General features: G+C 75.0%; 16 protein-coding genes. 11 read left to right on the top strand and 5 right to left on the bottom strand.

All coding sequences use genetic code 11. From position 1 onward, the window contains the following. Positions 1-30: 30 nt before the first annotated feature. On the bottom strand, positions 31-840 hold the full coding sequence (locus tag M3673_RS10925; protein ID WP_251533654.1) for an IclR family transcriptional regulator: 810 nt from the start codon (positions 838-840) through the stop codon (positions 31-33). Positions 841-981: 141 nt separating this feature from the next. On the opposite strand from M3673_RS10925, the gene M3673_RS10920 reads away from it, so the two are divergent. The 6 genes from M3673_RS10920 (at position 982) to M3673_RS10895 (ending at position 9,843) form a co-directional block, all read left to right on the top strand. Next, on the top strand, positions 982-3,213 hold the full coding sequence (locus M3673_RS10920) for a malate synthase G (RefSeq protein ID WP_251533653.1): 2,232 nt from the start codon (positions 982-984) through the stop codon (positions 3,211-3,213). Then, entirely contained in the window at positions 3,210-3,638 is a 429-nt protein-coding gene (locus M3673_RS10915; RefSeq protein WP_056864042.1) for a heme-binding protein, read from the top strand. Before M3673_RS10920 ends, M3673_RS10915 begins: the two co-directional genes overlap by 4 nt. Positions 3,639-3,769: 131 nt before the next feature. Next, positions 3,770-5,269, top strand: coding sequence for an FAD-linked oxidase C-terminal domain-containing protein (locus tag M3673_RS10910; RefSeq protein ID WP_251533652.1), 1,500 nt, complete (start codon positions 3,770-3,772; stop codon positions 5,267-5,269). Continuing rightward, entirely contained in the window at positions 5,269-6,546 is a 1,278-nt protein-coding gene (locus M3673_RS10905) for an FAD-binding oxidoreductase (protein WP_251533645.1), read from the top strand. The genes M3673_RS10910 and M3673_RS10905 overlap by 1 nt, the downstream gene beginning before the upstream one ends. Then, entirely contained in the window at positions 6,546-7,967 is a 1,422-nt protein-coding gene (glcF, locus tag M3673_RS10900) for a glycolate oxidase subunit GlcF (protein WP_227488396.1), read from the top strand. The genes M3673_RS10905 and glcF overlap by 1 nt, the downstream gene beginning before the upstream one ends. A 91-nt stretch (positions 7,968-8,058) precedes the next feature. Then, entirely contained in the window at positions 8,059-9,843 is a 1,785-nt protein-coding gene (locus tag M3673_RS10895) for an L-lactate permease (RefSeq protein ID WP_251533643.1), read from the top strand. Between the two features lie 30 nt (positions 9,844-9,873). Here the strand turns inward: M3673_RS10895 and M3673_RS10890 are convergent, their stop codons facing one another. Together M3673_RS10890 and M3673_RS10885 are read right to left on the bottom strand one after the other, a co-directional pair. Continuing rightward, positions 9,874-11,004: an SDR family oxidoreductase gene (locus tag M3673_RS10890; protein ID WP_251533641.1), complete on the bottom strand. Its 1,131-nt coding sequence runs from the start codon at positions 11,002-11,004 to the stop codon at positions 9,874-9,876. A gap of 43 nt (positions 11,005-11,047) precedes the next feature. Next, a complete protein-coding gene (locus M3673_RS10885; RefSeq protein ID WP_193661162.1) occupies positions 11,048-11,566 on the bottom strand; it encodes a pyridoxamine 5'-phosphate oxidase family protein in 519 nt (172 codons plus the stop codon). Between the two features lie 328 nt (positions 11,567-11,894). On the opposite strand from M3673_RS10885, the gene M3673_RS10880 reads away from it, so the two are divergent. Next, on the top strand, positions 11,895-12,185 hold the full coding sequence (locus tag M3673_RS10880; RefSeq protein WP_251533639.1) for a hypothetical protein: 291 nt from the start codon (positions 11,895-11,897) through the stop codon (positions 12,183-12,185). Positions 12,186-12,195: 10 nt separating this feature from the next. Here the strand turns inward: M3673_RS10880 and M3673_RS10875 are convergent, their stop codons facing one another. Together M3673_RS10875 and M3673_RS10870 are read right to left on the bottom strand one after the other, a co-directional pair. Further along, on the bottom strand, positions 12,196-13,758 hold the full coding sequence (locus tag M3673_RS10875; RefSeq protein WP_251533637.1) for a hypothetical protein: 1,563 nt from the start codon (positions 13,756-13,758) through the stop codon (positions 12,196-12,198). 312 nt (positions 13,759-14,070) lie between these two features. Continuing rightward, entirely contained in the window at positions 14,071-15,171 is a 1,101-nt protein-coding gene (locus M3673_RS10870) for an LCP family protein (RefSeq protein ID WP_251533635.1), read from the bottom strand. A gap of 157 nt (positions 15,172-15,328) precedes the next feature. Between M3673_RS10870 and M3673_RS10865 the strand changes: the two genes are divergently transcribed. Genes M3673_RS10865 through M3673_RS10850 form a run of 4 tightly spaced genes read left to right on the top strand, consistent with a single transcriptional unit; the run spans position 15,329 to position 26,597 of the window. Further along, the gene (locus tag M3673_RS10865; protein WP_251533633.1) at positions 15,329-20,020 is read left to right on the top strand and encodes an SMP-30/gluconolactonase/LRE family protein; all 4,692 of its coding nucleotides are present in this window, start codon (positions 15,329-15,331) and stop codon (positions 20,018-20,020) included. A 56-nt stretch (positions 20,021-20,076) separates the two neighbouring features. Beyond that, complete coding sequence (locus M3673_RS10860) at positions 20,077-22,653, top strand: Ig-like domain-containing protein (protein WP_251533631.1); 2,577 nt, start codon at positions 20,077-20,079, stop codon at positions 22,651-22,653. After that, positions 22,650-25,553 carry an Ig-like domain-containing protein gene (locus tag M3673_RS10855; protein WP_251533623.1) on the top strand — a complete coding sequence of 968 codons (2,904 nt, stop codon included), beginning with the start codon at positions 22,650-22,652 and terminating at the stop codon, positions 25,551-25,553. The genes M3673_RS10860 and M3673_RS10855 overlap by 4 nt, the downstream gene beginning before the upstream one ends. Before the next feature lie 9 nt (positions 25,554-25,562). Further along, positions 25,563-26,597, top strand: a complete 1,035-nt coding sequence (locus M3673_RS10850) for a sulfotransferase domain-containing protein (protein ID WP_251533615.1) — start codon at positions 25,563-25,565, stop codon at positions 26,595-26,597. Positions 26,598-26,605: the final 8 nt, after the last annotated feature.

The raw sequence follows: 26,605 nt of genomic DNA, 5'->3' as shown, positions 1-26,605 counted from the left end.
GGTCGATCAGGTGGCGGGTCAGGTGGCGGGTCAGGTGGCGGGGGAGTGCAGGCGGCGCCCGGCGGCGTGGAGCAGCGGCACGGCGCGGGCGACGAGGTCGTCGGTCATCCGGGTCAGCGGCCCCGACACCGACACCGCCATCCACGAGGTGGGTCCGGGGCCGACCGCGACGGCGACGCAGCGCACCCCGGCCTCCTGCTCCTGCTCGTCGAGGGCGTAGCCGCGCTCGCGCACCAGGGCGAGGTCGGCCAGCAGGTCGGCCTCGGTGGCCAGGGTGTGCTCGGTCTGTGGAGCCAGGCCCACCCGCCGCACGTGCTCCAGTGCCCGGTCGTCGTCGAGCTGGGCCAGCAGGGCCTTGCCGACCCCGGTGGAGTGCAGGTCGACCTGGCGACCGACCTCGGTGAACATCCGCATGGTGTGGCGTGAGGGCACCTGGGCGACGTACTGCGCCCGGGAGCCCGAGAGCACGGCGAGGTTGGCGGTCTCGCCCAGGGCGTCGACGAGCCCGGAGAGCACGCCCTCGGTGTCGACGCCGACGGTGGAGCCGGCGGTGGCGCCGAGGGGCACGAGGCGGAAGCCGAGCGCGTAGCGGCGGTTGGGCATCTGGCGCATGTAGCCGCGGTCGACCAGCGTGCGCAGGAGGCGGTGCGTCGTGGGCACGGGCAGGTCGGTGGCGGCGGCGATCTCGCCGATGGTCAGGTGCCCGCCACGACCCGCCACGACCTCGAGCAGGTCCAGGGCCCGGTGCACCGACTGCACCCCGCCCTGCTTGCCCGACTGCGGGTCTTGCTGCGCGTCCCGCTGCGGGTCCTGCTGCGCGCGATCCTCCGGTGCCGCCACGACGGTCTCCCTCCGGGTGGTTGACATCACACAGGCGCACTGCCTAGTTTCGTGATGAGAACCAAGCGTTCCACAATGCGGAAAAACTGACAAGAGTGCTCTCACCGGGCACTCCGGCGAGACGGACGACGAGGGAGCGGCATGGCGGACGAGACCAGCGGGCAGACGGGTCACCGGGACGGACGGGTCGAGGTCGGCGGCCTCAGCGTCGCCGAGAGCCTCCACCGGTTCCTCACCGAGGAGGCGCTGCCGGCGGCCGGGGTCGACCCCGACGCGTTCTGGGAGGGCGCCGGCGAGGTCGTCCACGAGCTGGCCCCCCGCACCCGCGAGCTCCTCGCGCGCCGCGACGAGCTGCAGGCGCAGGTCGACCAGTGGCACCGCGACCACCCCGGCACCCCCGACGCCGAGGGCTACACCGCCTTCCTCACCGAGATCGGCTACCTGCTGCCCGAGCCCGAGACGGTCGAGGTGACCACCTCCGGCGTCGACGACGAGGTCGCGCTCACCGCCGGTCCCCAGCTGGTCGTGCCGCTGCTCAACGCCCGCTTCGCCACCAACGCCGTCAACGCCCGCTGGGGCTCCCTCTACGACGCCCTGTACGGCAGCGACGCCGTCCCCCGCGAGGGCGACCTCGCCCCGGGCGAGGAGTACAACACCGTGCGCGGCGACGAGGTCATCGCCCGCGGTCGCGCCCTGCTCGACGCGCACTTCCCCCTCAGCGGCGGGTCGCACGTCGACGCCACCTCCTACGCCGTGGACGGCGACGGGCTGGCCGTCACCGTCGGCGGCGGCGAGGTGCTCCGCCTGGCCGAGCCGGCCCAGCTGGTCGGCCACCGCGGCGAGGCCTCGGCACCCGAGGCCGTCCTGCTGGTGCACCACGGCCTCCACGTGGAGATCCAGGTCGACGCCCAGGACGCCGTCGGCGCGACCGACCGGGCCGGCGTCAAGGACCTGCTGCTGGAGTCGGCGGTCTCCACGATCATGGACCTCGAGGACTCCGTGGCCGCGGTCGACGCCGAGGACAAGGTCGTCGGCTACCGCAACTGGATGCGGCTGATGGACGGCACCCTGGCCGAGGAGGTCACCAAGGGCGGGCGCACCTTCACCCGCGCCATGAACCCCGACCGCACCTACACCGGGCCCGACGGCGGCGAGGTCGTGCTGCCGGGCCGCTCGCTGCTCTTCATCCGCCAGGTCGGACACCTGATGACCTCCGACGCCGTGCTCGACCGCGAGGGCCGCGAGGTGCCCGAGGGCATCCTCGACGCCCTGGTCTGCGCGGTGGGCAGCATGCGCGACCTGCGCGGGCAGTCGCAGCTGGCCAACTCCCGCACCGGCTCGATGTACGTCGTGAAGCCGAAGATGCACGGACCCGACGAGGTGCGCCTGACCGTCGACCTCTTCGAGCGCGTCGAGCGCGTGCTCGGCCTCGAGCCGCTGACCATCAAGGTCGGCATCATGGACGAGGAGCGGCGCACCACCCTCAACCTCAAGGCCTGCATCGAGGTCGCCCGCGAGCGCGTGGTCTTCATCAACACCGGCTTCCTCGACCGCACCGGCGACGAGATCCACACCTCGATGCTCGCCGGGCCCGTCGTGCGCAAGAACGACATGAAGGGCGAGACCTGGATCAAGGCCTACGAGGACAACAACGTCGACGTCGGCCTGGAGTGCGGCCTGCTCGGCCACGGCCAGATCGGCAAGGGCATGTGGGCCGCCCCCGACAGCCTGGCGGCGATGCTCGAGGCCAAGGTGGGTCACCCGCAGGCCGGCGCGAGCTGCGCCTGGGTGCCCTCGCCGACCGCCGCCACCCTCCACGCCCTGCACTACCACCAGGTCGACGTGCGCGCCCGCCAGGAGGAGCTGCGCGCCGGCGGCCGCCGCTCCAGCCGCGCCGACCTGCTCACCGTGCCCCTCGGCGACCCCGCCGGCTGGAGCGCGGAGGACCGCCAGGCCGAGATCGACAACAACATCCAGAGCCTGCTGGGCTACGTCGTGCGCTGGGTCGACGCCGGCGTCGGCTGCTCCAAGGTCCCCGACATCACCGGCGAGCCGCTGATGGAGGACCGCGCCACCTGCCGGATCTCCGCCCAGCACGTCGCCAACTGGCTGCACCACGGGGTGGTCAGCGCCGAGCAGGTCGACGAGACCCTGCGCCGCATGGCCGCCGTGGTCGACGAGCAGAACGCCTCCGACCCGACCTACACGCCCATGGCGCCGGCCTTCGACGGCGAGGCCTTCCTCGCCGCACGCGAGCTGGTCACCGAGGGCCTGGCCCAGCCCAGCGGCTACACCGAGCCGATCCTCCACCGCCGCCGCGCCGCCCGGAAGGCGCAGGCCGCCACCCCCACGACGCAGGAGAGCACCCGATGAGCCTGGACCTGGACACCGCCCGCCGCATCGTCGCCGGCACCCGCGCGCACGCCGCCGAGGCCGGCTTCAAGCCGATGACCGTCGTCGTGCTAGACGCCGGCGGCCACGTGGTCGCCGTCGAGCGCGAGGACGGCTCCTCGATGGGCCGCTTCGAGATCGGCTTCGGCAAGGCCCACGGCGCCCTGGCCCTGGGCATGGGCTCGCGCTCGATCATGGCGCGCGCCGAGCAGCAGGCCTACTTCGTCGCCGCGGTCACCTCCGCGGTCGGCGGGGCGCTGGTGCCCGTGCCCGGCGGGGTGCTGGTGCGCGACGCCGACGGCGCGCTCCTGGGCGCCGTCGGGGTCACCGGCGACACCTCCGACAACGACGAGGCCGCCGCGGTCGCCGGCATCGAGGGCGCGGGCCTCACCGCCCAGCCCGACTGAGGACGCCGGCGCACCGGCGCCCCCGCCACCCCGGCCCACCCCCCGGGCGGCACCCAGCAGGCACCCAGCAGGCACCCAGCAGGCACCCAGCAGGCACCCCCCAGCAGGCACACGAGCACGGAGGACGAACGATGACGACGACCACGGAGCCCGGGCCCACCGCGGCCACGGCGGCGGGGATCGAGGCCGTCGCCGAGGTGGCGCGCCGGCTGCTGCCCGCCGACGGGGTGATCAGCGACCACGCCCGGCTGCGCACCTACGAGTGCGACGGCCTGGCGCACTACCGCGTCACCCCGGCGCTCGTGGTCATGCCCGAGGACACCGCCCAGCTGGCCGCCGTCGTCCGTGCCTGCGCCCAGCACCGGGTGCCCTACGTCGCCCGCGGCTCCGGCACCGGCCTGTCCGGCGGCGCGCTGCCGCACGCCGAGGGCGTCCTCGTCGTGACCTCCCGGATGCGCTCCATCACCCAGATGCGCCCCGAGGACCAGCGCGCCGTGGTCGACCCCGGCGTCATCAACCTCGACGTCACCCGCGCCGCCACCCCCCACGGGTACTACTACGCCCCCGACCCCTCCAGCCAGCAGATCTGCTCCATCGGCGGCAATGTCGCGGAGAACTCCGGCGGCGCGCACTGCCTGAAGTACGGCTTCACCACCAACCACGTCGTCGGCGCCGACTTCGTCACCTCCGACGGTGACGTCGTGGCGCTGGGCGGCGACGCTCCCGACACGCCCGGCTACGACCTGCTCGGCGCCGTCGTCGGCTCCGAGGGCACCCTCGGTGTGGTCACCTCCACCACGGTGCGGCTGACCCGGCTGCCCGAGGAGGTGCGCACGATCCTGGTCGGCTTCGCGACCACCGACCAGGCGGGCGCCGCCACCTCGGCCATCATCTCCGCGGGCATCGTGCCCGCCGCGATCGAGATGATGGACGCGCTGGCCATCGAGGCCGCCGAGGCCGCCACCCACTGCGGCTACCCCGAGGGCGCCGGCGCGGTGCTCGTCATCGAGCTCGACGGCGCCTCGGGCGAGGTCGAGGCGGAGTACGCCGAGGTCGAGCGCTTCTGCGCCGAGAACGGCGCCTTCGAGCAGCGCCTGGCCACCGACCCCGCCGACCGCGCCCTGATCTGGAAGGGCCGCAAGTCCGCCTTCGCGGCCGTGGGCCGCATCAGCCCCGACTACATCGTCCAGGACGGCGTCATCCCGCGCACCGCCCTGCCGGAGGTGCTCACCGCGATCGCCGAGCTCTCGGCCTCCTCGGGCGTGCGCGTGGCCAACGTCTTCCACGCCGGTGACGGCAACCTCCACCCCCTCGTGCTCTTCGACGACGCCGTCGAGGGCGCCGGCGAGGCCGCCGAGGAGGTCAGCGGCGCCATCCTCGACCTCTGCATCCAGCACGGTGGCTCCATCACCGGTGAGCACGGCGTGGGCATGGACAAGGCCAAGTACATGCCGCGGATGTACACCGACGAGGACCTCGACACCATGCAGATGGTGCGCTGCGCCTTCGACCCGCAGAACATCTCCAACCCCGGCAAGGTCTTCCCGACCCCGCGGCTCTGCGGCGAGGTGCCCGGACGCCACAAGGGCGCCCACCCGCTGCAGGACGCCGGCCTGGCGGAGGTGTTCTGATGAGCGCCCCCGCCCTCGACACCACGGCCCGCGAGGCCCTGGCCTCGGCCTGCGCCGAGGTGGCCGACCCCGACGGGCACGACGGGCACGACGACGTCGACGGCGTGCGCCCCGGCCTCGTGGCCCGACCCACCGACGTCGCGCAGGTGGCTGAGGTGATGCGCGTGGCCACCGCCCACGACCTGGTCGTCGTGCCGCGGGGCCGCGGCACCAAGCTCACCTGGGGGGCCCCGCCCACCCGCGCCGACGTCCTCCTCGACCTCGCGGGCCTCGACGCCGTGCTCGACCACCAGGCCGGCGACCTCATCGTCGCCGCGCAGGCCGGGGCCCGGCTCAGCGCCGTGCAGGAGGTGGCCGGCTCCGCCGACCAGCGCCTGGCCCTCGACGAGACCGTGCCCGGCACCAGCATCGGCGGGCTGCTGGCCACCAACACCAGCGGCCCCGGACGCGTCGCCGTCGGCAGCGCCCGCGACCTGCTCATCGGCGTCACCGTGGTGCGCGCCGACGGCGTCGTGGCCAAGGCCGGCGGCCGCGTGGTGAAGAACGTCGCGGGCTACGACCTCGGCAAGCTGCTCATCGGCTCCCTGGGCACCCTCGCGGTCGTCGTCGACGCGACCTTCCGGCTCCACCCGCGTCCGGCGGCCCGCACCTGGGTCAGCGTCCCGGCCGCCACTCCCGCCGAGGCGCAGCGCCTGACGCAGGCCGTGCTCCACGCCCAGGCCGTGCCCGGCGCGATCGAGGTCGAGTGGCCCCGTGACGCGCAGGGCACCGGCGGCGTCGTGAGCGTGCTCCTCGAGGGCCGCGAGGACGGCGTCGCCGCCCGGGCGGCCACCGTGCGCGGCCTGCTCGGCGCCGCGGCCTCGGAGTCGACCGACGCCCCGGCCGCGGGCGCGGCGTATCCCTGGGACACCGCGGCGCGCGGCGACGAGCGCTCCCTGGCCCTCAAGTGCACCTTCGCGCTCTCCGGCCTCGCCGACGTGCTCGGCGCGGCCGAGCGCGCCGGGGCCCACGTGCGCGGCTCGGCCGGCGCGGGCGTCGTCTACGCCGCGCTGCCGCCCGGCACCGGTGCCGAGGAGGCACGCGCCGCCGTCGAGGGCCTGCGCCGCGCCACCACCGCCCGCGGCGGCAGCACCGTCGTCGTCGACGCCCCGGCCCACCTCAAGGCCGGTCTCGACGTGTGGGGACCGGTGCCGGCGCTCGACCTCATGCGCCGCGTGAAGGACCAGCTCGACCCTGACCACCGGCTCGCGCCGGGCCGCTTCGTGGGAGGCATCTGATGACCGACACGTCCAGCAACGACACCCGCGCCGGGGGCGATCCCCGCCCGAGGCAGGGCGAGACCCTGGGGGAGATGGGCGGCATCGTCGACCTCGGCATGCCCGCCCCCGGCGGCGCCTTCGACGACCACAACCCGCCCGACTCCGCCCTCATCGGCGACTGCGTGCACTGCGGCTTCTGCCTGCCGACGTGCCCCACCTACGCGCTGTGGGGCGAGGAGATGGACAGCCCCCGCGGGCGCATCTACCTCATGAAGCAGGGCCTCGAGGGCGAGCCGATGACCGACTCCATGGTCGAGCACTGGGACGCCTGCCTGGGCTGCATGGCCTGCGTGACCGCCTGCCCCTCGGGCGTGCAGTACGACACCCTCATCGAGCAGACCCGCAACCAGGTCGAGCGCCACCACGAGCGCAGCGCGGGGGAGAAGGCCCTGCGCGGGCTGATCTTCGCCCTCTTCCCGCACCCCAGGCGGCTGCGGCTGATGCGCGGGCCGCTGCGCGCGATGCAGGCCACCGGCCTCGACCGTGCCCTGCGCCGCACCGGCCTGCTGGAGCGGATGTCGCCCCAGCTGGCCGCCATGGAGAGCCTCGCCCCGCGGCTGGGCCGCCCCGAGCCGCTGCCGCCCTACATCGACGCGATCGGGCAGCGCCGCGCCGTCGTCGGCCTGCTGACCGGCTGCGTGCAGGGCGCCTTCTTCCCCGGCGTCAACTCCGCCACCGCCCGCGTGCTGCGCGCCGAGGGCATGGACGTCGTGGTGCCCCAGGCCCAGGGGTGCTGCGGCGCCCTGTCGGCCCACAACGGGCGCGAGGAGGAGGCGCAGGACTACGCCCGCCGCCTCGTCGACGCCTTCGACGTCGCCCGGGTCGACTACGTCGTGGTCAACGCCGCCGGCTGCGGCTCGACGATGAAGGAGTACGCCGCGCTGCTGGCCGACGACCCGGCCTACGCCGAGCGTGCCCGCTCCTTCGCCGACAAGGTGCGCGACGTCTCCGAGATCCTCGACGAGCTCGGACCGGTCGCCCCCCGCCACCCGCTGGAGATGAGCGTGGCCTACCACGATGCCTGCCACCTCTCCCACGCCCAGGGCGTGCGCGCGCAGCCGCGGCGCCTGCTCGAGGCCATCCCCGGCCTGGAGCTGAAGGAGATCGCGGAGGCCGAGCTGTGCTGCGGCTCGGCGGGCATCTACAACATCATCAACCCCGAGCCGGCCCGCGAGCTCGGCGACCGCAAGGCCGCCAACATCGTCGCCACCGGCGCCCAGGTGCTGGTGACCGCCAACCCCGGCTGCCTCATGCAGGTCACCTCGGCCATCGAGCGCTCCGGGCACCCGATGGGCATGGCCCACACCATCGAGGTGCTCGACGCCTCGATCCAGGGCGCCGGCGCCGGCGTCTTCGCCCCGACCCCGGCCGCGCGCTGACCCCACCGTCGCACCGCTGACCCTCCGCACCACCCCGTCCTGGGCTCCGTCCCCGGATCCGTCCCCCACTGCCGCACCCTCGGGAGCCCGCATGTTCCAGCAAGACCTCCAACCCGTCGGCGACTCGCTCGCCCTCAGCGCCCTGTGCGCGGCGCTGCCGCTGCTCACGCTCTTCGTGCTCCTGGGCGGGCTGCGCCTCCAGGCGTGGCTGGCCGGCCTGATCTCCCTCGGCGTCGCCCTGGTCATCGGCGTCGCCCTCTTCGGCATGCCCGTCGGCCAGGCCGCGCTCGCGGCCTTCGACGGCGCGGCGTTCGGGTTCTTCCCGATCCTGTGGATCGTCATCAACGCGATCTGGGTCTACAACCTCACCGTCGCCTCGGGCCACTTCGACGTGCTGCGGCGCTCCTTCGAGAAGGTCAGCCCCGACCAGCGCATCCAGGCCATCATCATCGCCTTCTGCTTCGGCGCGCTGCTCGAGGCCCTCGCCGGCTTCGGCACCCCGGTGGCGATCACCGTGGTGATGCTCATGGCCCTCGGCTTCCGCCCGATCAAGGCCGCCGCCGTCGCGCTCATCGCCAACACCGCCCCGGTCGCCTTCGGCGCCCTGGCCACCCCCATCGTCACGCTCGCCTCGGTCACCTCCGCGGTCAGCGACGACCCCCGCCTCACCGTCGACGGCCTCGGCGGCATGGTGGGCCGCCAGACCCCGATCCTCGCCGTGATCGTGCCGCTCATCCTGGTGCTGGTCGTCGACGGCCGCCGCGGGCTCAAGGCCACCTGGCTGCCCGCGCTGGTCTGCGGCGGCGCCTTCGCCGTCGCGCAGTTCGTGGCCGCCAACTACATCTCGGTGCCGCTGGCCGACATCGTCGCCGCCCTCGTCGGCGCCGCCGCCGTCGTGCTGCTGCTGCGGGTCTGGACGCCCGCCGACGTGCTGACCGCCGAGCAGGCCGCCGCCGAGGACGACGAGGTCGAGGACGCCCGCGCGACCTCGACCCGCCGGGGACCGAACGGCCTCTCGACCACCGTCACCGCCTCCACCGGCCGCGGCGCCCCCGCCGGAGGGGGCGCGACCAGCGGCCCCGGCGGCACCTCGCCGGGATCGCGCGCCGGGGAGGCGCCCCGCGACAGCGGCGCCGACGTCGCCAAGGCCTACGCGCCCTACCTCGTGATCATCGCGATCTTCTCGATCGTCAGCATCCCCGCCGTGGTCGACGCGCTCGCCAAGGAGCCGTTCACCTACTCCTTCGCCTGGCCCGGCCTCGACATCACCAACCCCGCCGGCGACCCGGTGGCCACGCTGTTCAAGCTCAACTGGCTCCCGGCCGCGGGCACGCTGATGATCCTCGCCGGTGTCATCACCGCCGCGATCCTCAAGGTCTCGCCGGGCGAGGCCGCCCGCACCTACGTCAAGACCTACGTCGAGCTGCGCTCGGCCATCGTCACCGTCATGGCCGTGCTGGGCCTGGCCTACGTCATGAACCTCTCGGGCCAGACCACCTCGCTGGGCGCCTGGCTGGCCGGCGCCGGTGGGGCCTTCGTGCTGCTCTCGCCGATCCTCGGCTGGATCGGCGTGGCCGTCACCGGCTCCGACACCTCCGCCAACGCGCTCTTCGGCGCGCTGCAGGTGCAGACCGCCCGCGAGGCCGGTCTCGACCCGCTGCTCATGGCCGCCGCCAACACCTCCGGCGGCGTGCTCGGCAAGATGGTCAGCCCGCAGAACCTCGCCATCGCCGCCGCCGCGGTGGGCATGGCCGGGCGCGAGGGCGACATCTTCCGCAAGGTGATCGGCTGGAGCCTCGGGCTGCTCCTGCTGGTCTGCGTCATCGTCGGGCTGCAGTCCACCCCGGTGCTGGGCTGGATGGTGCCCACCAGCTGACCCGCGCGCCGCGGCCGGGCGTGCCGCGGGTCAGTCGACCCGCGGCACGACCCGGTCGGCCTCGAGCCGGTCGAAGAGGTCGAGGAAGGCCTGGAGCGTGGAGCGGTAGCCGGTGAAGCCCGCGGCGCGGCTGCGGGCCAGGTCGGTGAGGCACTCCATGTCGCGGCCCAGGTCGCCGTCGGTGTGCCACCACGACGCCACCCGGTCGAGGTCGGGCTCGGCGAGGCCCTCGCGCTCGGCCAGCGCCGTCCACACCGGACCCGCGTCGGCCATCTGCTGCTCGAGCGGCCGGGGCCGGTCGGCGTACCCCTCGGGCTCGACGCCGAGGCGGGCGGCGAGTCGGGGCCAGAGCCAGCGCCAGCGGAAGACGTCGCCGTTGGCGGTGTTGAACGCGGTGTCGGCGGCGGCCGGGGTGGTGGCGGCCCAGTGCATCTGCTCGGCCAGCAGGCCGGCGTCGGTCATGTCGGTCAGGCCGTCCCACTGGGTCTGCGAGCCCGGGAAGACGAAGGGCCGGCCCAGCTCGCGGCACACCGCGGCCTGGGCGGTGAGGGTCTGGCCCATGTTCATGGCGTTGCCCAGGGCGTAGCCGATCACGGTGTGGGCGCGGTGCACGCTCCAGGTGAAGCCGTCACGCCCGGCGGCGGCGAAGAGCTCGTCCTCCTGGGCGTAGTAGAAGTTGGGGTAGGGCAGGCGCTCCTCGTCCTCGTGGAAGGGCGTGTCGGGCACCTCGCCCTGGCCGTAGGCCTCGAAGGGGCCGAGGTAGTGCTTGAGGCCGGTCAGCAGCGCGACGTGGCGCACGGAGCCGGCGGGCCGCACGGCGGCGAGCACGTCGCGCACCATGGCGGCGTTGACGCGGATGTTCTCGGCCTCGGTGTCCTGGCGCGCCCACGCGGTGAGGAAGACGTGGGTGGGGCGGTGCCCCTCGAGCGCGGCGGCCAGGGCCGCGGCGTCGGTCAGGTCGGCCTGCACGGGCTCGACACCGGGCACGTCGCTGGCCGAGCGCCGGGAGAGCCCGAGGACCTGCCAGCCCTGGTCGACGAGCAGCCGGCTGAGCGCGGAGCCGGCGATGCCGGTGGCGCCGACGACGAGCGCGGTGCCCGCGTCGTGGCCGGCGGGGCCCTCGGCGGGGTCGGCGGTGGGGAGGTCGGTGGTGGTGTCCATCCCACCGACGGTAGGCGCCCCGACCAACCGGGCCGGGCCCGGCTCAGCGCGGTGCGGCGGCGACGTGACCGGGGTCGCGCTGCACCGACCCGGGACGTACGCCGACCGGCGCCACGACGGCCGCGGGTCGCAGCAGCCGCCCGGTCAGCTCGGTGGGCACGAGCCGGAAGAGCATGGTGCGCGGGCCACCGGGCCACGGCGCGGGATCGCCGTGGTCCTCGGCCCCGGGGGAGCCGGGCACGCCGGTGAGCACGTGCTCGGTGGTGCCGCGGGCGACCACGCTCCAGCCGCTGCGGGTGCGCGGGTCGGCGTCGTCGACCTCGAAGACGACCTCGAGTCCGGGCAGGTGCACGCCGAGGCGGCTCCAGGAGGCCGTGCGGAACCACACCGCGTGGTCGTGCACCCGGTGGTTGAGGGGCAGCAGCACGGCCCTGCCGCCGAGCACGCAGGCGAGCCGACCGACGGGCTGACGGGCCAGGTGCTCCCAGCACTCACGGGCGGTCAGGTCGCGCAGGGTGGGCTCGGGGGCGAGGTGGGCGGCGGGGTCGCTGGGGTGGTCCATGGGGGCTCCTGGCCTGCGGCGGCGTGCGGGGACGTGCGGGGACGTGCGCCAGTCCACCGTCGCGGTGAGGGTCGTGCCCAGGGGCGAAGGTCCGCCGCGCGCGGGACCGGAGACCCCCGTGCCCGGTCCCGCGCCGTCGCGGCCGGCGAGCGGCCGGACGCGGGAAGCAGGGACCTTGGACCCTGTCGGGGGTGTGACGGCTGGGCTGGGATGGACCTCGTCGACGGGGGTCGGCGTCAGCCGCTGCGACGCCAACGAGCCTCGAGATCTCCCCGGTCCGGCCCGAGGGGCCCCCGTCGGCCCCCCGACCACGCCCCCAGGAGCAGCGATGACCCTCACCGAGCTGGTGCACCGCCGACGTCGTCAGCGTGCGGCGTCGCTGCGGGCCCGCGGCTCCCTGGCCTGGGCGCTGCACCCGGCCACCTCGCCGCTGGAGGTGGCCGCCGCGCTGCGCGAGCTGCCGGGTCGTGACCTGGCCCGCCTGCTGGCCCAGCCGGTGCCCGAGCACGCGACACCGGGCTACGCCGCCAGCGTGAGGGCCCTGCACGAGCTGGTCGCCGCCGAGGTGCAGCGCCGCCGGCCCCTCTCCCCGGTGGGGAGCCGGGCGACGCCGACCTGAGACCGTCCGGTCAGGAGCAGGTGGCGCCGAAGGCGGCGATCTCCTTCTCCAGCTGGGCGATCCGGGCCTCGGTGTTGTTGTCGTAGGCCGGGGTCGGCCCGGGCACCTGCCAGAAGCTGGGCAGGTAGACCTCGCCGTAGGTGGCGCCGGAGGTGCGCAGCCGGTCGAAGACCCGCGTCCAGTCGTAGCCGTCGGGCTGGATCATCTGCAGGCCGCGCTCGACCGGCTTGGCCCAGATCCTGTCGAACTGGCCCTCCACCGTCATGTCGGGCGAGCCCCACTCACGGGTCTCGTCCCAGCCGTTGGCCTGCACGAAGAACCGGTCGCTGTCGGCGCCGACCAGGCTGACGACGTGGTCGGCGAGCGCGGCCGACTGCCCGCCCGAGAGGGGTCCGTAGCCCGAGAGCGGGAGCTCCACGGCCAGGTCGCCCGAGGCGAGGGAGGCGGCCACGTCGACCAGCTCGCGGTGGCCCTGGAGCCACGCCGCCTGCGTGTAGCCGGCGGCGGCGCGGACCTCGGCGCCGTGGTTGAGCTCGGCCCAGTCCAGGCCGTACCAGGACAGGTGCAGCAGGTGGACGTCGTGGGCGCGCGACCAGGCGGCGAGCTTGCGGGCGTAGGCGGCGTACTCACGCAGGAAGACGTCGTTGGTGCCGGTCGTGGAGTCCCAGGGCAGCGGCACGCGGGCACCGTCGACCAGGTAGCTCGCGGCACCGGCGTCGAAGACGCGGGCCGGGGTGTGGGCGCCGGCCATGAAGCGGATCGAGAGGGCCTTGCCGGCGCCGCGCGCGATCTCGTCGGCGAGGTCGAGCACAGGGTGGGTGGTCTGGGTGCCGGTCAGGTCGACGGCGTCCCACGGGAAGCGCACCGAGAAGCCGACGACACCGGGCAGGGCCAGCGCGGCCTCGATGCGCGGGCGCAGCCGCTCCAGGTCGGTGACCGAGGAGACCTGGTAGAGCACCCAGGTGCCGCAGGACTCCTGCGCGAGGTCGGTGGTGACCGGGGTGGGAGCCGTCGGGGTCGGCGTGGGGGTGGCCGTGGCGGTCGGCGTGGGTGTCGGGGTGGGGGTCGGGGTGGGCGTCGCGGTGGCGGTCGGCGTCGGGGTCGGTGTCGCGGAGGCCGTGGGCAGCGTCAGGTCGGCGGTGTAGGCCAGGTAGCGGTCCCTGAGGGGGTACGACGTGCGCACGACCAGGCGGTAGGAGCCCGCGGCGACCCGGCCGGAGATCCGCACCGGGCTCGTGCCGGAGTCGCTCATCACCACCGAGCCGTCGGGTCGGCGCAGCGACACCGTCAGCGTCGGCGGGGTGACGCGGGCCGCGCGCCGGGCCAGGCGGCCGGAGTCGCGGCGCAGCTCGACGTCCACGCGGGCCGCGAGCGTGCCGGCCGGCGTGTCGACGTCGTAGGAGCGCGACGGGCTCTGGCTGGTGAGCCGACCCGACAGGTCGGCCGACCAGCCGGGCGAGGAGGAGGCGCCGACGAGCAGCGAGGCCACGACGGCGGTCAGGAGGGTGAGGACACCGACGAGGGCGCGGCGCGTGCGGGCGCGCGGTCGTGCCGGGGGGGTGCTGGGGGGCATGGGGGGGCTCCTGGGCGTGGGTGGGGACCACGACCACCGCGGGGACCTGCGACGGGGAGGAGGGTGCCTCCGGGGGGAGTGCGGGGCCGTGGGACGCCGGCGGGGGTGCCGGGCGCGGACCACCGGGTCGGTCCGTGCCCCTAGAGCATCGGCAGCCCCCGCGGCCGATCCATCAGCAAAGTGGGGTAATCAGGGCCGCGTGGGACCCATGACCCTGGACAAGGGCGTGGGGGAGGTCTCCGGATTTTGCTCTGGATCACCGATCTGGAGGATCGGCTGTCGCCTCAGGACACGGGCTCAGAGCACGGGGCCTCAGAGCACCGGGCCGACGGTGGTGAGCTCGGGGTGCCGGGCCGCCCAGGCCTCGACGGTGTCGGTGCGCAGGGCCTCCCACAGGGTGTCGGCCCGGGCGCGGTCGAGGTAGACGACGCTCTCCGCGCCCTCGCGGCCCAGCCCCGACACCGGGGCCGAGAGGTAGGTGATGTCGTCGCTGGTCATGCCGCGCAGCTCGGTGAGCAGGGCCCGCATGTCGGAGACCTCCCAGCCGCTGTCGACGGTGACGTTGCGGGTGACGGTGTCGAGCAGGTCGTAGACGTCCCAGGGAGCGGGCCCGCCGAGCTCGCGCAGCGCCCCGCGGGCGAGGTTGCGCGCCACCGCCAGCTCACGGCGGATGCGGTCGAGGTCGCCGCCGGGCAGGCCGTAGCGCTGGCGCACGTAGAGCAGCGCCTGGCGCCCGTCGAGGGTCTGCCGACCCTGGGCCCACACCACGTCGTGCCGGGTGTCGGTCACGGTGCGGGGCACGGTGACGGTGACCCCGCCGACGGCGTCGATGATCGAGCCGTAGCCGGTCCAGTCGGTGATGGCGACGTGGTCGACGCGCAGGCCGGTGAGCTCCTCGACGGTGTGGACGGCCAGGCGCGGGCCGCCGTAGGAGTAGGCGGCGTTGATCTTGTGCGAGCCCCAGCCCGGCACGTCGACCCAGGAGTCACGGGGGAAGGCGACCACCGAGGCGCCGGCGCGGTCGCCGTCGACGTGGACCAGCATCATGACGTCGGAGCGACCCGCGCCCGGGATCCAGCCCTCGAGGTCGGCCTCGGTGCCGGTGGTGAGGCCGTCGGCGCGCCGGTCGGTGCCCATGACCAGGATGTTCATCGAGTCGGCCGCAGGGCTGCCGCTCGGGCGCGGGGGGCGGTCCTCGAGTCCGGCGAAGACGCCGTCGACGCGGTCGACCTGCCCGGCCAGGTGCGACTGCACCACCAGCAGCGTGCCCACCGCGGCGAGCACCGTGGTGAGCACCGTGCAGCCCACCATGATGGCGGCGCGGGCGCGGCGGCTGGCCGGGGGGCCGGCTGGGGGGCCGGCTGGGTCGGCCGGTGCTCCAGGGCTCGGGGGAGCGTCGTGAGCGGTCGTCATGGGGCGAGCCTCCGCCGCTCCGGGCCCCCCTCGCCACGGCCTGTGCGGGGGTCCTCAAATGTGGGGAGCGGGCGCGACGCCGCCGGGGGTCCCCACAATGAGGCAAAAGGCCCTGCGGGGCCCGGGGGGCCGGGCGGTCGCTGGTCGTATCGCCCTCGTGGCCCGACACCGGATCGAACGACAGCGCACCCACGGCGAGCAGGCCGTGCTCATCGCCGCGGCCCTGCTCACCCTCGCGCTGGTGCTGACCACCTGGCTGGCCCTGGCGGCGAGCGCCCGCGGCGCCGAGCCCGCGGCGAGCGCCGCACCGGCCCGGCTGGCCGCGGCGGCCCCGCCGGACTTCCTCGGCACCCTGGCCGGGCCCTCCCAGGCGGCGATGTACCCCTCCGGCCTCGAGGTCGACGCGGTCCACGACCGGCTCGTCGTGGCCGACACCGGCCGCGACCGCGTGCTGTTCTACACCCGCACCGGCACCAAGCTCGGCGGCTTCGGCACCTACGGCACCGAGCCCGGCCAGATGGCCAGCCCGCGCGACGTGGCGGTCGACGAGGCCGGCGACGTCTACGTCGCCGACGCCGAGAACAACCGGATCCAGAAGTTCACCGCCACCGGCACCTTCCTGTGGCAGCGCGGCGGCCTCGGCACCGGCAACGAGACCCTCAACACCCCCATCGGCGTCACCTGGGACGCCGCCAACGACGTGCTGCTCGTCGCCTCGACCGGTCAGTCGCTGGTCAAGGCCTGGGACGCCGACGGGGTCTTCCGCTGGAAGTCGCCCACCGGCACCGCGCTGGGCGCAGGCGGCATCCGCGACGTCGCCCGCGGCCCCGACGGCCGGATCTGGCTGACGGCCTACAAGCAGCACCAGGTCAAGGCCTACGACGTGTCCGCGGCCGGGGTGTGGGCGAGCACCACGCCCGCGGTGGTGCTCGGCGACGGCGTCGCCTCGGGCAGCGGCGAGGGCCAGCTCAACTTCCCCTACAACACGGTCTGGTCCGCCGACGGCGACACGATCTACGTCTCCGACACCGGCAACGGGCGCATCGCGCGCTGGGACCTCTCCGGCCCCACGCCGCAGTGGCTGCCATCCTTCGGCGGGCGCTGCAGCAACCACCCGCAGCCCTGCGAGGACCCGCCGGTCGACGCGGGTCTGTTCAACCACCTGCGACGCGTGGCCGTCGACGCCGACGGCGCGGTCTACGGCGCCGACTTCTGGGGCGGCGGCCTGGAGGTCTTCAGCCCCGCGGGCGCCTCCGTGCGCTCCATCGAGGGCGCCGAGGCACCGGCCCCCGGCTTCGCCGAGGCCTACGCCGTCGACGTGGCCCCCAGCGGCCAGGTCTACGTCATGGACCGCCTCAACCACCGCATCCAGCGCTTCCGCCCCGACGGCACCTACGTCGACCGGGTCGGTGCCCGCGGCACCCAGCCGGCGACCTTCTCCTGGCCCGAGGGCGTGACGACCGGGCCCGACGGCTCGGTGTGGGCCGTCGACACGCGCGGTGACCGCATCGAGCGCTTCGCCGCCGACCTGTCGCCCACCGGCGTGCCGTCCTACGGCTCCACGGGCAGCGAGACGGGCCGCTTCAACTACCCCTCCAACGCCGACGTCGGCGCCGACGGCGTGGTCTGGGTGGCCGACACCCGCAACCACCGCCTGCAGACCTTCGACCCCGCGAGCGGCACCTTCGCCACCGTCGGCTCCCAGGGCACGGCCCCCGGACAGCTGCAGGACCCCATGGGCGTGGCGGTGACGCCGAGCGCGGTCTACGTCGCCGACACCGGCAACAACCGGGTGCAGAAGCTCGCCCTCGACGGCACGCCGCTGGCCTCCTTCGCCACCGGCCTGCTCGGCCCCCAGGGCCTGGAGGTCGCCCCCGACGGCTCGGTCTGGGTGGCCGACACCGGCAACAGCCGCCTGGTGCACCTCTCGGCCGACCTCGTCGACCTCGGCGACGGCTTCGGCTCGCGCGGCAACGGCGACACCCAGTTCTTCGACCCCCACGACCTCGCCTTCGGCAACGACCGGATGTACGTCGCCGACACCTACAACGACCGCGTCCAGGTCTTCGCCGCCCCCGGCCCGGTCGACCCGCCGCAGGAGCCGCTGAGCCCGGTCTACCGCGACCAGCTCTCCGACCCCGGCGGTCGCGCCCCGGTCTACCCCGCCGGCCTCGCCGTGGTCGACGGCACCTGGTATGTCGCCGACTCCGGGGGCAGCCGGGTCGTGACCCTCGACCCCGCCACCGGCGCCGTCACGCCGCTGACCACGACCGGTCTCACCGACCCCCGCGACCTCGAGCTCGACGCGGCCGACCCCACCGCGCTGTGGGCGACCGACACCGGCGGCAACCGCGTCGTGCGCCTCTCGCGCACCGGCCAGCAGCTCGGCACCATCGGCGGGCTGACCCAGCCCTACGGCCTGGCCAACGACGCCACCCGGGTCTACGTCGCCAACACCTACGCCAACAGCGTGCGGGCCCTCACCCGTGCCGGGGCGACGGCCTGGACCCAGACCACCTGCGGCGGCACCGCCTTCTCCCGCCCCCGCGACGTCGGACTGGCCGACGACGGCCGGGTCCTGGTCGCCGACACCGACAACGACCGGATCGTGGTGCTCGAGGCGGCCACCGGCGCGTGCGTGCGCACCTTCGGCACCCGTGGCACCGGGGCGGTGCAGTTCAAGTCGCCGCGCAGCGTCACCTCCGACGGCGCGGGCGGCATGTGGGTGGCCGACGCGCTCAACTACCGCGTGCAGCACCTCACCGCCACGGGCGGCTCGCTCGGCGCGACCCCCGTCGCGGCCTACGGCGACGGGGCCCAGCAGTTCCGCTCGCCGCACTGCGTCACCCGGCTGCCGGGCACCACCGAGGTCGCGGTGTGCGACACGTTCAACTTCCGGCTCGCGGTCTACGACGGCGCCGGCGCGTCCCCGGCGTACGACCGGACGGTGGGGGGCACGGGGCCGACCGCCGGCGGCTTCAACGGCGCCTTCGCGGTGGCCTACGGCCCCGACGGCTCGCTCTACGCCGCCGACTGGTTCAACCACCGCATCCAGCGCTTCGCGCCCGACGGGTCCTACGTCTCGCAGTGGGGCGGCTACGGGCCGCAGAACGGCTCGCTGATCTTCCCGCGCGGACTGCTCGTCACCGCCGCGGGCGACGTCGTCGTCACCGACAGCGAGAACAACCGCATCGACGTCTTCACCGCCGCCGGCGCCTTCGTGCGCCAGGTCAAGCCCCCGGCCGGCACGACCCTGAGCCGCCCGCACCAGACCGCGCTCGACGGCAGCGGCGGCTACTGGATCGCCGACACCAACAACAACCGCGTCGTGCACCTCGCCTCCGACGGTGCCGTGCTGGGCACGTTCCCGGTCGCGGGCGCCGCGGCGGCCAGCAGGCCCGAGGGCGTCGCGGTCGACTCCGACGGCACGCTGCTGGTCTCCAACACCCAGAACAACCGCGTCGAGCGCTACTCCACCGCCGGCACCCTGCTCGCCACCGTGGCCGCCTCCGGCACCGGCAGCGGGCAGGTGCGCAAGCCCGGCGGCCTCCTGGTCACCGGCACCGGCGCCGACCGGCGCCTCCACATCGCCGACGCCGGCAACGACCGCGTGGTCGTGCTCGACGCCACCGGCGCGGTCGAGACCGCCTTCGGCTCCACGGGGTCGGGCAGCGGTCAGCTCGAGCAGCCCCGCGGGGTCGCCGTCGACCCCACCGACGGCGACCTCGCGGTGGCCGACTACGGCAACGACCGGGTCTCGCTGTGGGACCCCCAGGGCACCCCGCCGCCGCCCGACACCACGGCCCCCGGCGTGACGCTCACGTCGCCGGCCGCGGGCGCCTCGCTCCCGGCGGGCAGCGTCGCGGTCACCGGCACGGCCACCGACGACACCTCGGTCGCCGGGGTCACCGTGGCGGTGCAGCGCGCCGACGGCAGCTGGCTCCAGGCCTCCGGGGGGTGGGGGAGCGCGCGCCAGGAGCTCGACGCGACCCTCGCCGCCCCCGGGTCCACCTCGACCGGCTTCTCGCTGTCCTTCGTCGCCGGCACCGCCGGCGGCCACACCGTGAGCGTCACCGCCCGCGACCAGGCGGGCAACCCGGCCACCGCGACCCGGTCCTTCACGGTCGCGGGGGCCGACACCGGAGCGCCCGACACCGTCGTGACCTCCCCGGCGCAGGACGCGGTCGTGGCGCCGCCGACGCTGTCGCTGACCGGCACCGCCAGCGACCCCGCAGGCGGGTCGGGCGTCGCCTCGGTCACGGTGCTGGTCAAGGACCGCGACACCGGGCTGTGGCTCAAGGCCGACGGCAGCTGGGGGAGCACCACGGCGGGCGCCCAGCGCCTCTCCGACCTCGCGGCCCCCGGCGCCGCGAGCACCGGATGGTCGCTCGACGTGCCGCTGGCGACCGGGAGGTACCTGGTCACGGCCCGGGCCCGTGACGGTGCCGGCAACCAGGACGCCACCCCCGCCTCGCGGCAGGTCACGGTGCGCGCGAGCGACAGCGTGGCCCCCGACGCCACCGTCACCAGCCCGGCACAGGGGGCGCGGGTGCCGCTCGGGGCCGTCCCGCTGCGCGGCGGCGCCACCGACGACACCGGGGTCGCCACGGTGCTGCTGGCCGTGCAGGACACCGTGTCGAAGGAGTGGCTGCGCCCCGACGGCAGCTTCGGGGCGTCCTACCGCACCGTGACCGCCGTCCTCGCCGCCCCCGGTGCGACGAGCACCACCTGGGCCTTCACCTTCCAGCCGCCGCTGGCCCGGACCTACGCCGTCACCGCCATCGCCCGCGACGCCGCCGGCAACCAGGACCCCACCAAGCCCCGCAGCACCTTCACCGTCACCCCGTGACGGCTCCGCCCGCCCGCCCCGGCGGCACCTGCACCCGACACCACCACGAGGACCCGATGCCCACCACCCGCCGCACCCCCGCACCGCTGGCCGTCCTGGCCGCCCTGGCCGGGCTGGTGCTCAGCGCCGCCCTCGTCGTCGCGGCCCCCGCCTCGGCCGGCCCCGCCGACCCGGGGCCCGTGCTCGGCGGGCCGCTGCACGCCGAGATGTACCCCTCGGGGGTCGAGACGGCGCCCGACGGCACGGTCGTGGTCGCCGACACCGGCAACAACCGGGTCGCGCGCTACACCGCCGACGGCACGCTCGTTTGGTCGGTGGGCACCTACGGCGCGGGCACCGGACAGTTCGACAACCCCCGCGACGTGGGCGTCGACGACCAGAACAACGTCTACGTCGCCGACACCCGCAACAGCCGCATCGTCAAGCTCTCCCCGAGCGGTGCCTGGCTGGGCTCCACCACCGGACCCGCCACCGCCTTCTCCTTCCCCCTCGGGGTCTCCGCGAAGGGCGACAAGGTCTACGTCGGCGACACCGGCCGCGCCCGCGTCGTCGTGCTCGACGACGACCTGGCGGTCCTGCAGACCGTCGTGGCCAACGGCGCCTGCACGAACATCAACGACAACCGCGACGCGCAGGCCGACAGCGCCGGCAACATCTACGTCGCCGGCTACAAGACCAACCAGGTCGTGAAGTTCGCCCCCGACGGCACCTGCCTGGCGACGTGGGGCGGCACCGGCACCGCGGAGGGCAAGTTCCGCACCCCCTACGGCATCGCCACCGCCCTCGACCCGGTGACGGGCCAGGAGCTGGTCTACGTCGCCGACGGGCTCAACAACCGGGTGCAGGTCTTCACCACCACCGGCACGTTCGTCACCGCCTTCGGCAGCTACGGCGAGCCCACCACCGTGGGCACGTTCACCACGATGCGACGTGTCGCGGTGGCCCAGGACGGCAGCGGCGACGTGTGGGCCGCCGACCTGTGGGGCGACCGGGTCGAGCGCTGGACGCGGACCGCCACCGGCTTCGCCTACGACCGCACCATCGGCGCGGTGATGCCCGAGGCCACCTCCACCGCGGTCTTCCACGAGCCGCGCGGCATGGCGCTCGCACCCGACGGCGACCTGTGGGTCTCCGACACCGTGCACCACCAGTTCCGACGCTTCGACGCCTCGGGGTCCCTCGTCGGCCACTGCGGCCAGCGCGCCGCCGAGGGCACCCAGCTGGGGCAGTTCAACTGGCCCCGCGGTCTCGCCGTCGACCCCGCCACCGGCGACCTGTGGGTGGCCGACACCAAGCAGCACCAGCTGCAGGTGCTCGACGAGGGCTGCACCGGCATCGGCTTCGTCAAGAACGCCCCGGCCGGCGCCGACACCCGCTCCTTCAACTGGCCCTACGACATCGCCATCCGCGCCTCCGACCGCTACGCCTTCGTCGTCGACACCCAGAACCACCGCATCAAGGCCTACGACGTGGCCGGCGCGGTGTTCGGCACCGACAACAAGGGCCCGCTGCCCGTGCACGTCTTCGGCTCCCGCGGGGCCGGTGCCACCAACTTCCGCTTCCCCAGCGCGGTGGCCGTCGGCCCCGACGGCCACGTCTACGTCGCCGACCGCGGCAACAACCGGGTGCAGGAGCTGACCTACTCGCCGGCCGCGGGATTCGCCCCCGTGCGGAGCTGGACCGCGGGCGGCACGCTCGACGCCCCCGAGGGCGTCGGCGTCGACCCCACGGGTCGTGTCGTGGTGGCCGACAGCGGCGACGACGAGATGGTCGTGCTGGCCCCCGACCGCAGCCTCGAGGCCACGGTCGGCGGCCTGCACCACCCCTCGGCGGTCGAGGTCGGGCCCACCGGCACCATCTACCTCGCCGACACCTACGCCGACGTCGTGCGCACCTACACGATGGGCGCGTCGCCGCCCCCCGACACGACCGCACCGAGCGGTGCCCTGACCTCGCCCACCGCGGGCCAGCAGGTGCCCGTGGGGCCGGTGACCCTGACCGGCACCGCGAGCGACGACCGCTCCGTCGCGGCGGCGTACGTCGCCGTGCGCCGCGGTGACACCTCCACGTGGCTGCGCCCCGACGGCAGCTGGGGCGCGTTCACCTGGGTGCCGACCACCCTGGCCGCCCCGGGCTCGACCTCGACCGGCTGGTCGCTGGGCCTCACCCTGCCCAGCGCGACCGGCTACGCCGTGCAGGTGCGCGTCGACGACGCCAGCGGCAACCAGAACCCGACGCCGCGACCGGCGACGTCCTTCACCGCGACCAGCGGCGGCAGCGACACCGCCACGCCGGTCGTGACCCTCACGGCGCCCACCGCGGGCGCCTCCCTGCCCGCGCCGGTGAGCATCACCGGCTCCGCCACCGACGACCGGGGGGTCGCGTCCGTGAAGCTCGGCATCAAGCAGTCCTCGACCGGCCTGTGGTGGAACGGCACCACCTGGCAGGCCGCGGCCACCAAGGTCAGCGCCGTGCTCGCCACGCCCGGCGGCGCCTCGACGACCTGGTCCTACGAGCTGGCCGGGGTCGCCCCGGGCGGCTACGGCTTCTCCACCGACGCCACCGACACCGCGGGCCGGCTCGCGACCGGCACGGGCAAGCCCGGCTGGCGGTCGTTCACGGTGACCCCGTGAGCGCCCCGGTGAGCACGGCGCGGCGTCGGGTGCCCCCGGTGGTGCTGGCGCTGGCGGTCGTCGCCGCGTGTCTGGTCTTCGTGGGCCTGAGCAGCCCGCCGGCGCAGGCGGCGTGGAGCGCCCCGGCGCTGGTGCGCTCGATCAGCGGCAACGGCCGCCCCGGCGTCTTCCCGTGGGGGGTCCAGGTCAACCCCGTCAGCGGCGAGGTCGTGGTGGGTGACTACCTCAACAACCAGGTGCGCCGCTACACGCCCGCCGGACGGGTCCTCGGGTCGTTCTACCGCGCCAACGCCACGGGCCAGCCCTACTCGATCGGCATCGACCCGCGCCAGGGCGACATCTACGTCCCGGAGATCGCCGACGGCCAGCCGGGCAACAAGGTCGCGCAGTACAGCAAGGACGGCGCCTTCCTGCGCCAGCTGACCCTCAACGGCATCGACTACCAGGCCTGGATCAGCATCGACGGCGCCGGCAACCTGGTGCAGGCCGACAGCCACTACGCCAACTCGCTGACCAACCCGCCCGCCGTGCGGGTCTGGCGGCTCTCCGACGGGCGCAACACCCGCACCTTCAACGTGCTCCCGCCCGGCACCACCAGCAGCACCATCCCGCGCATCTACGGCGTCGACACCGACGCCTCCGGCAACTTCTGGCTCACCGACACCTTCAACAACCGGATCCTCAAGTACTCGCCCACCGGCTCCTACCTGGCCACCTACGGCGCCGGGCTGCTCGGCGGCGACGCACGCGGCATGGCCGTCGACGACGCGCGCAACCGGCTCTACGTCTCGGTGCCCACCACCGGCGTGGTCGAGGTCTTCGACCTGCAGGGCAACCACGTCGACACCCTGGGCGCCGGGGCCGGCACCGGCCCGCTGAACCTGGGCAGCCCGCGCCAGCCCGCGGTCGCGCCCGACGGCACGGTCTACGTCGCGGAGTACGGCAACGCCCGTGTCCACCGCTTCACCGCCACCGGCGAGGACGCCGGCTTCTTCCCGCGCCCCGCCCAGCCGGCCGTCGCCGGCCAACTCGGCGAGCCGCGCGACGTCGACGTCGACGACCAGACCGGCGACGTGTGGGTGGCCGACTCGTGGAACCAGCGCTTCCAGCGCTTCGCCCCGACCGGTGCCTTCATCGGCACCTGGGGCACCCGCTCGGCCTCGCCGACCTACGGCATGAACTACCCCCGCGGGATCGGCGTCGACCCCGTCAGCCGGCGGGTCTGGGTGGCCAACCAGCGCGGGCACCACATCAAGCGCTACGAGTACGACGGCAGCTTCGTCGACCAGCTCGGCAGCGCCGAGAGCGACTCGGCCGACCCGGGCTCCTTCCGGTGGCCGCTCGACATCGAGTTCCAGGCCGGGCGGGCCATCGTGACCGACCGCAACTCCAGCAAGGTCAAGATCCTCGACGCCGCCTCGGGCACCGAGATCGGCCAGATCACGCGGGCCGGCAACCACGGCGGCGCGATCGACCCGGCCACCGGCAACGTGTTCCTCGCCGACGGCACCAAGGTCTACGTCTACAACCCCACCGGCACCACCCTGCTGACCAGCTTCGGCACCTCCGGCACCGGTGACGGGCAGTTCCGCCACATCTGGGACATGGTCGTCAGCAACGGCGTGCTCTACGTCACCGACGACCTGGCCTCGCGGGTGCAGGCCTTCACGACCTCGGGCACCTTCCTGGGCAAGTGGGGCGGCTACGGCCAGGGCGCCTACCAGTTCAAGAACCCCTCGGGCATCGCCACCGACGACGAGGGCCTGCTCTACGTCGCCGACGCGGGCAACGACCGTGTGATGGTCTTCGACCCCGCCAGGGCCCGCGGCGGCAGCGCCTGGCCGCCGCCGACCACGACCCTGGCCTACCCGGGTCAGGGCGCCACCGTGCCCGCCCGGCCGGTGCGCTTCAGCGGCACCGTGACCGACGAGACCGGGGTGGCCTCGGTGCAGGTGGCGGTGCAGGACACCGGCACGGGGCTGTGGTTCGACGCGGGCAACTCGACCTGGTCGACCACCCAGACCTGGGCGCTGAGCCCGCTGGTCGGCGACACCGCCCGGAGCATGACCTGGGCGTGGAGCTTCATCGGCGTGGAGTACTCCGGCAGCTTCCACGCCGAGGTGCGCGGCGTCGACGTCGCCGGCAACGCCTCGCCCGCGACCTCCGTCGACTTCACGGTGGTGCCCGAGACCACCACCGACACCGTGGCCCCGGAGACGGTGCTCACCAACCCCTCGCCCGACGACAGCGTGGCCATCGAGCCGCCGCTGGTGGTGTCGGGCGACGCGGCCGACGACACCGGCGTGGAGTCGGTGGAGGTCAGGATCCGCCGCAGCGGCACCGGGCAGTTCCTCCAGCCCGACGGCTCGTTCTCGACGACCGCCGCCTGGCTCCCGGCCGCGCTCTCCGACCCCTCCACCGGCTCGACCGCGTGGAACTGGTCGTGGGCCGACCCGTCGCCCGACGGCTACGAGGTCGCCACCCGCGCCACCGACGTGCTGGGGGCCGGTGCCGTCGCCGTGGTCGGCTCCTTCACGCTCACCGGCGTGCTGCCGCCCGACACCACGCCGCTGGTGCTCTCGGACTCCCGGCCGGCCGCCGGGTCCACCGTGACCGCCGACGCCGCCACCCTCGGCGGCACCGCCACCGACGACCGCGCGGTGGCCTCGGTCGACGTCGCCCTCAAGGACAAGACCACGGGGCGGTGGCTGCGCCCCGACGGCTCCTGGGGCGCCTTCAGCTGGCTGCCGGCGGCGCTGGCCCCGCCCGGCGCGGCGAGCACCACGTGGTCGCGCCCCTGGGCCGCGGCCCCGGGGTCCTACGGCTACCAGCTGCGGGCCTCCGACGCCGCCGGCAACCCCACCACGCAAGCCTTCCGCTCCTTCACCGTCGCTCCCTGAGGAGGCCTCGTGTGTCCTGACCCGCTGTCCCACTCCCACGCCCCCGTCGAGACGGCGTCAGGGCCGGTCCACGCCCTCGCCGCCGCGCCGCTGCCCGAGGACGCCTCGCCCGCCGCGCGGCTGCGCGCCCGCGCGGGCCGCCACGTGGCCTGGGCCCGCCGCGACGGTCTCGGCCGCCTCGTGGAGGAGGACGGGCTCGACCCGCGCGAGCGGCTGGCCGGGGCGGTGTCGGCGTACCGGTGGCGGCGGGCGCACCCGCGCCCGGCCGGCTCGGCGCGCGCGGTGCTCGTGGTGGGGGTGCAGCGCTCGGGCACCAACATGGTCGTGCGCGGCATCGAGCGCGACCCCTCGGTCGAGGTGCACAACGAGAACGACCGCCGCGCCTTCGCCCGCTTCCAGCTGCGCGACGACGCGGTGGTGCGCGGCGTGGTGGGCGACAGCCGCCACGCCGTGGTGCTGCTCAAGGCGCTGTGCGACAGCGACCGCACCGCACAGCTGCTCGACCGGCTCGGGCCGGAGAGCCGGGCGGTGTGGGTCTACCGCGACGTCGACGGTCGCGCCGCCTCGGCGGTCGCGAAGTTCGGCGACGTCAACCGCCGCGTGCTGGCCGAGGTCGCAGCCGCGGCGGCCGAGGGGCGCTGGACGGGCCGCTGGCAGGAGCGCGGGCTCTCGCCGGCCTCCCTCGACCTGGTGCGCTCCCTCGACCCGGCCCGCCTCGACCCGTGGTCGGCCGCGGCGCTCTTCTGGCTGGTGCGCAACCGGCTCCTGCTCGAGGGCGGCCTGCACCGGCGCCGCGACGTGCACGTGGTCTCCTACGAGCGGACCGTCGCCGACCCCGAGCCGTCGATCAGCGCGATGGCGCGCTTCCTCGGCCTCGAGCCGGCCCCGGGGCTGTGGTCCCACGTCGACGCGCGCGGCGCGCGTCCGCGCCGCCTCGACCTCGACCCGCGCGTGCGCGCGGCGTGCACGGCGCTGGAGACCGAGCTGGCCGCCGCGGCCGACGTGTCGCTGCGGCGGCAGGCCCCGCGGGACCCCCGGCGGTGAGGGTGGGT

The sequence above is a fragment of the Nocardioides sp. P86 genome, assembly GCF_023712465.1.
In the GTDB taxonomy this organism is placed as follows: domain Bacteria; phylum Actinomycetota; class Actinomycetes; order Propionibacteriales; family Nocardioidaceae; genus Nocardioides; species Nocardioides kribbensis.
Note: the sequence above shows the minus strand (reverse complement) of the source record. Positions and strands in the feature narration are given on the sequence as shown.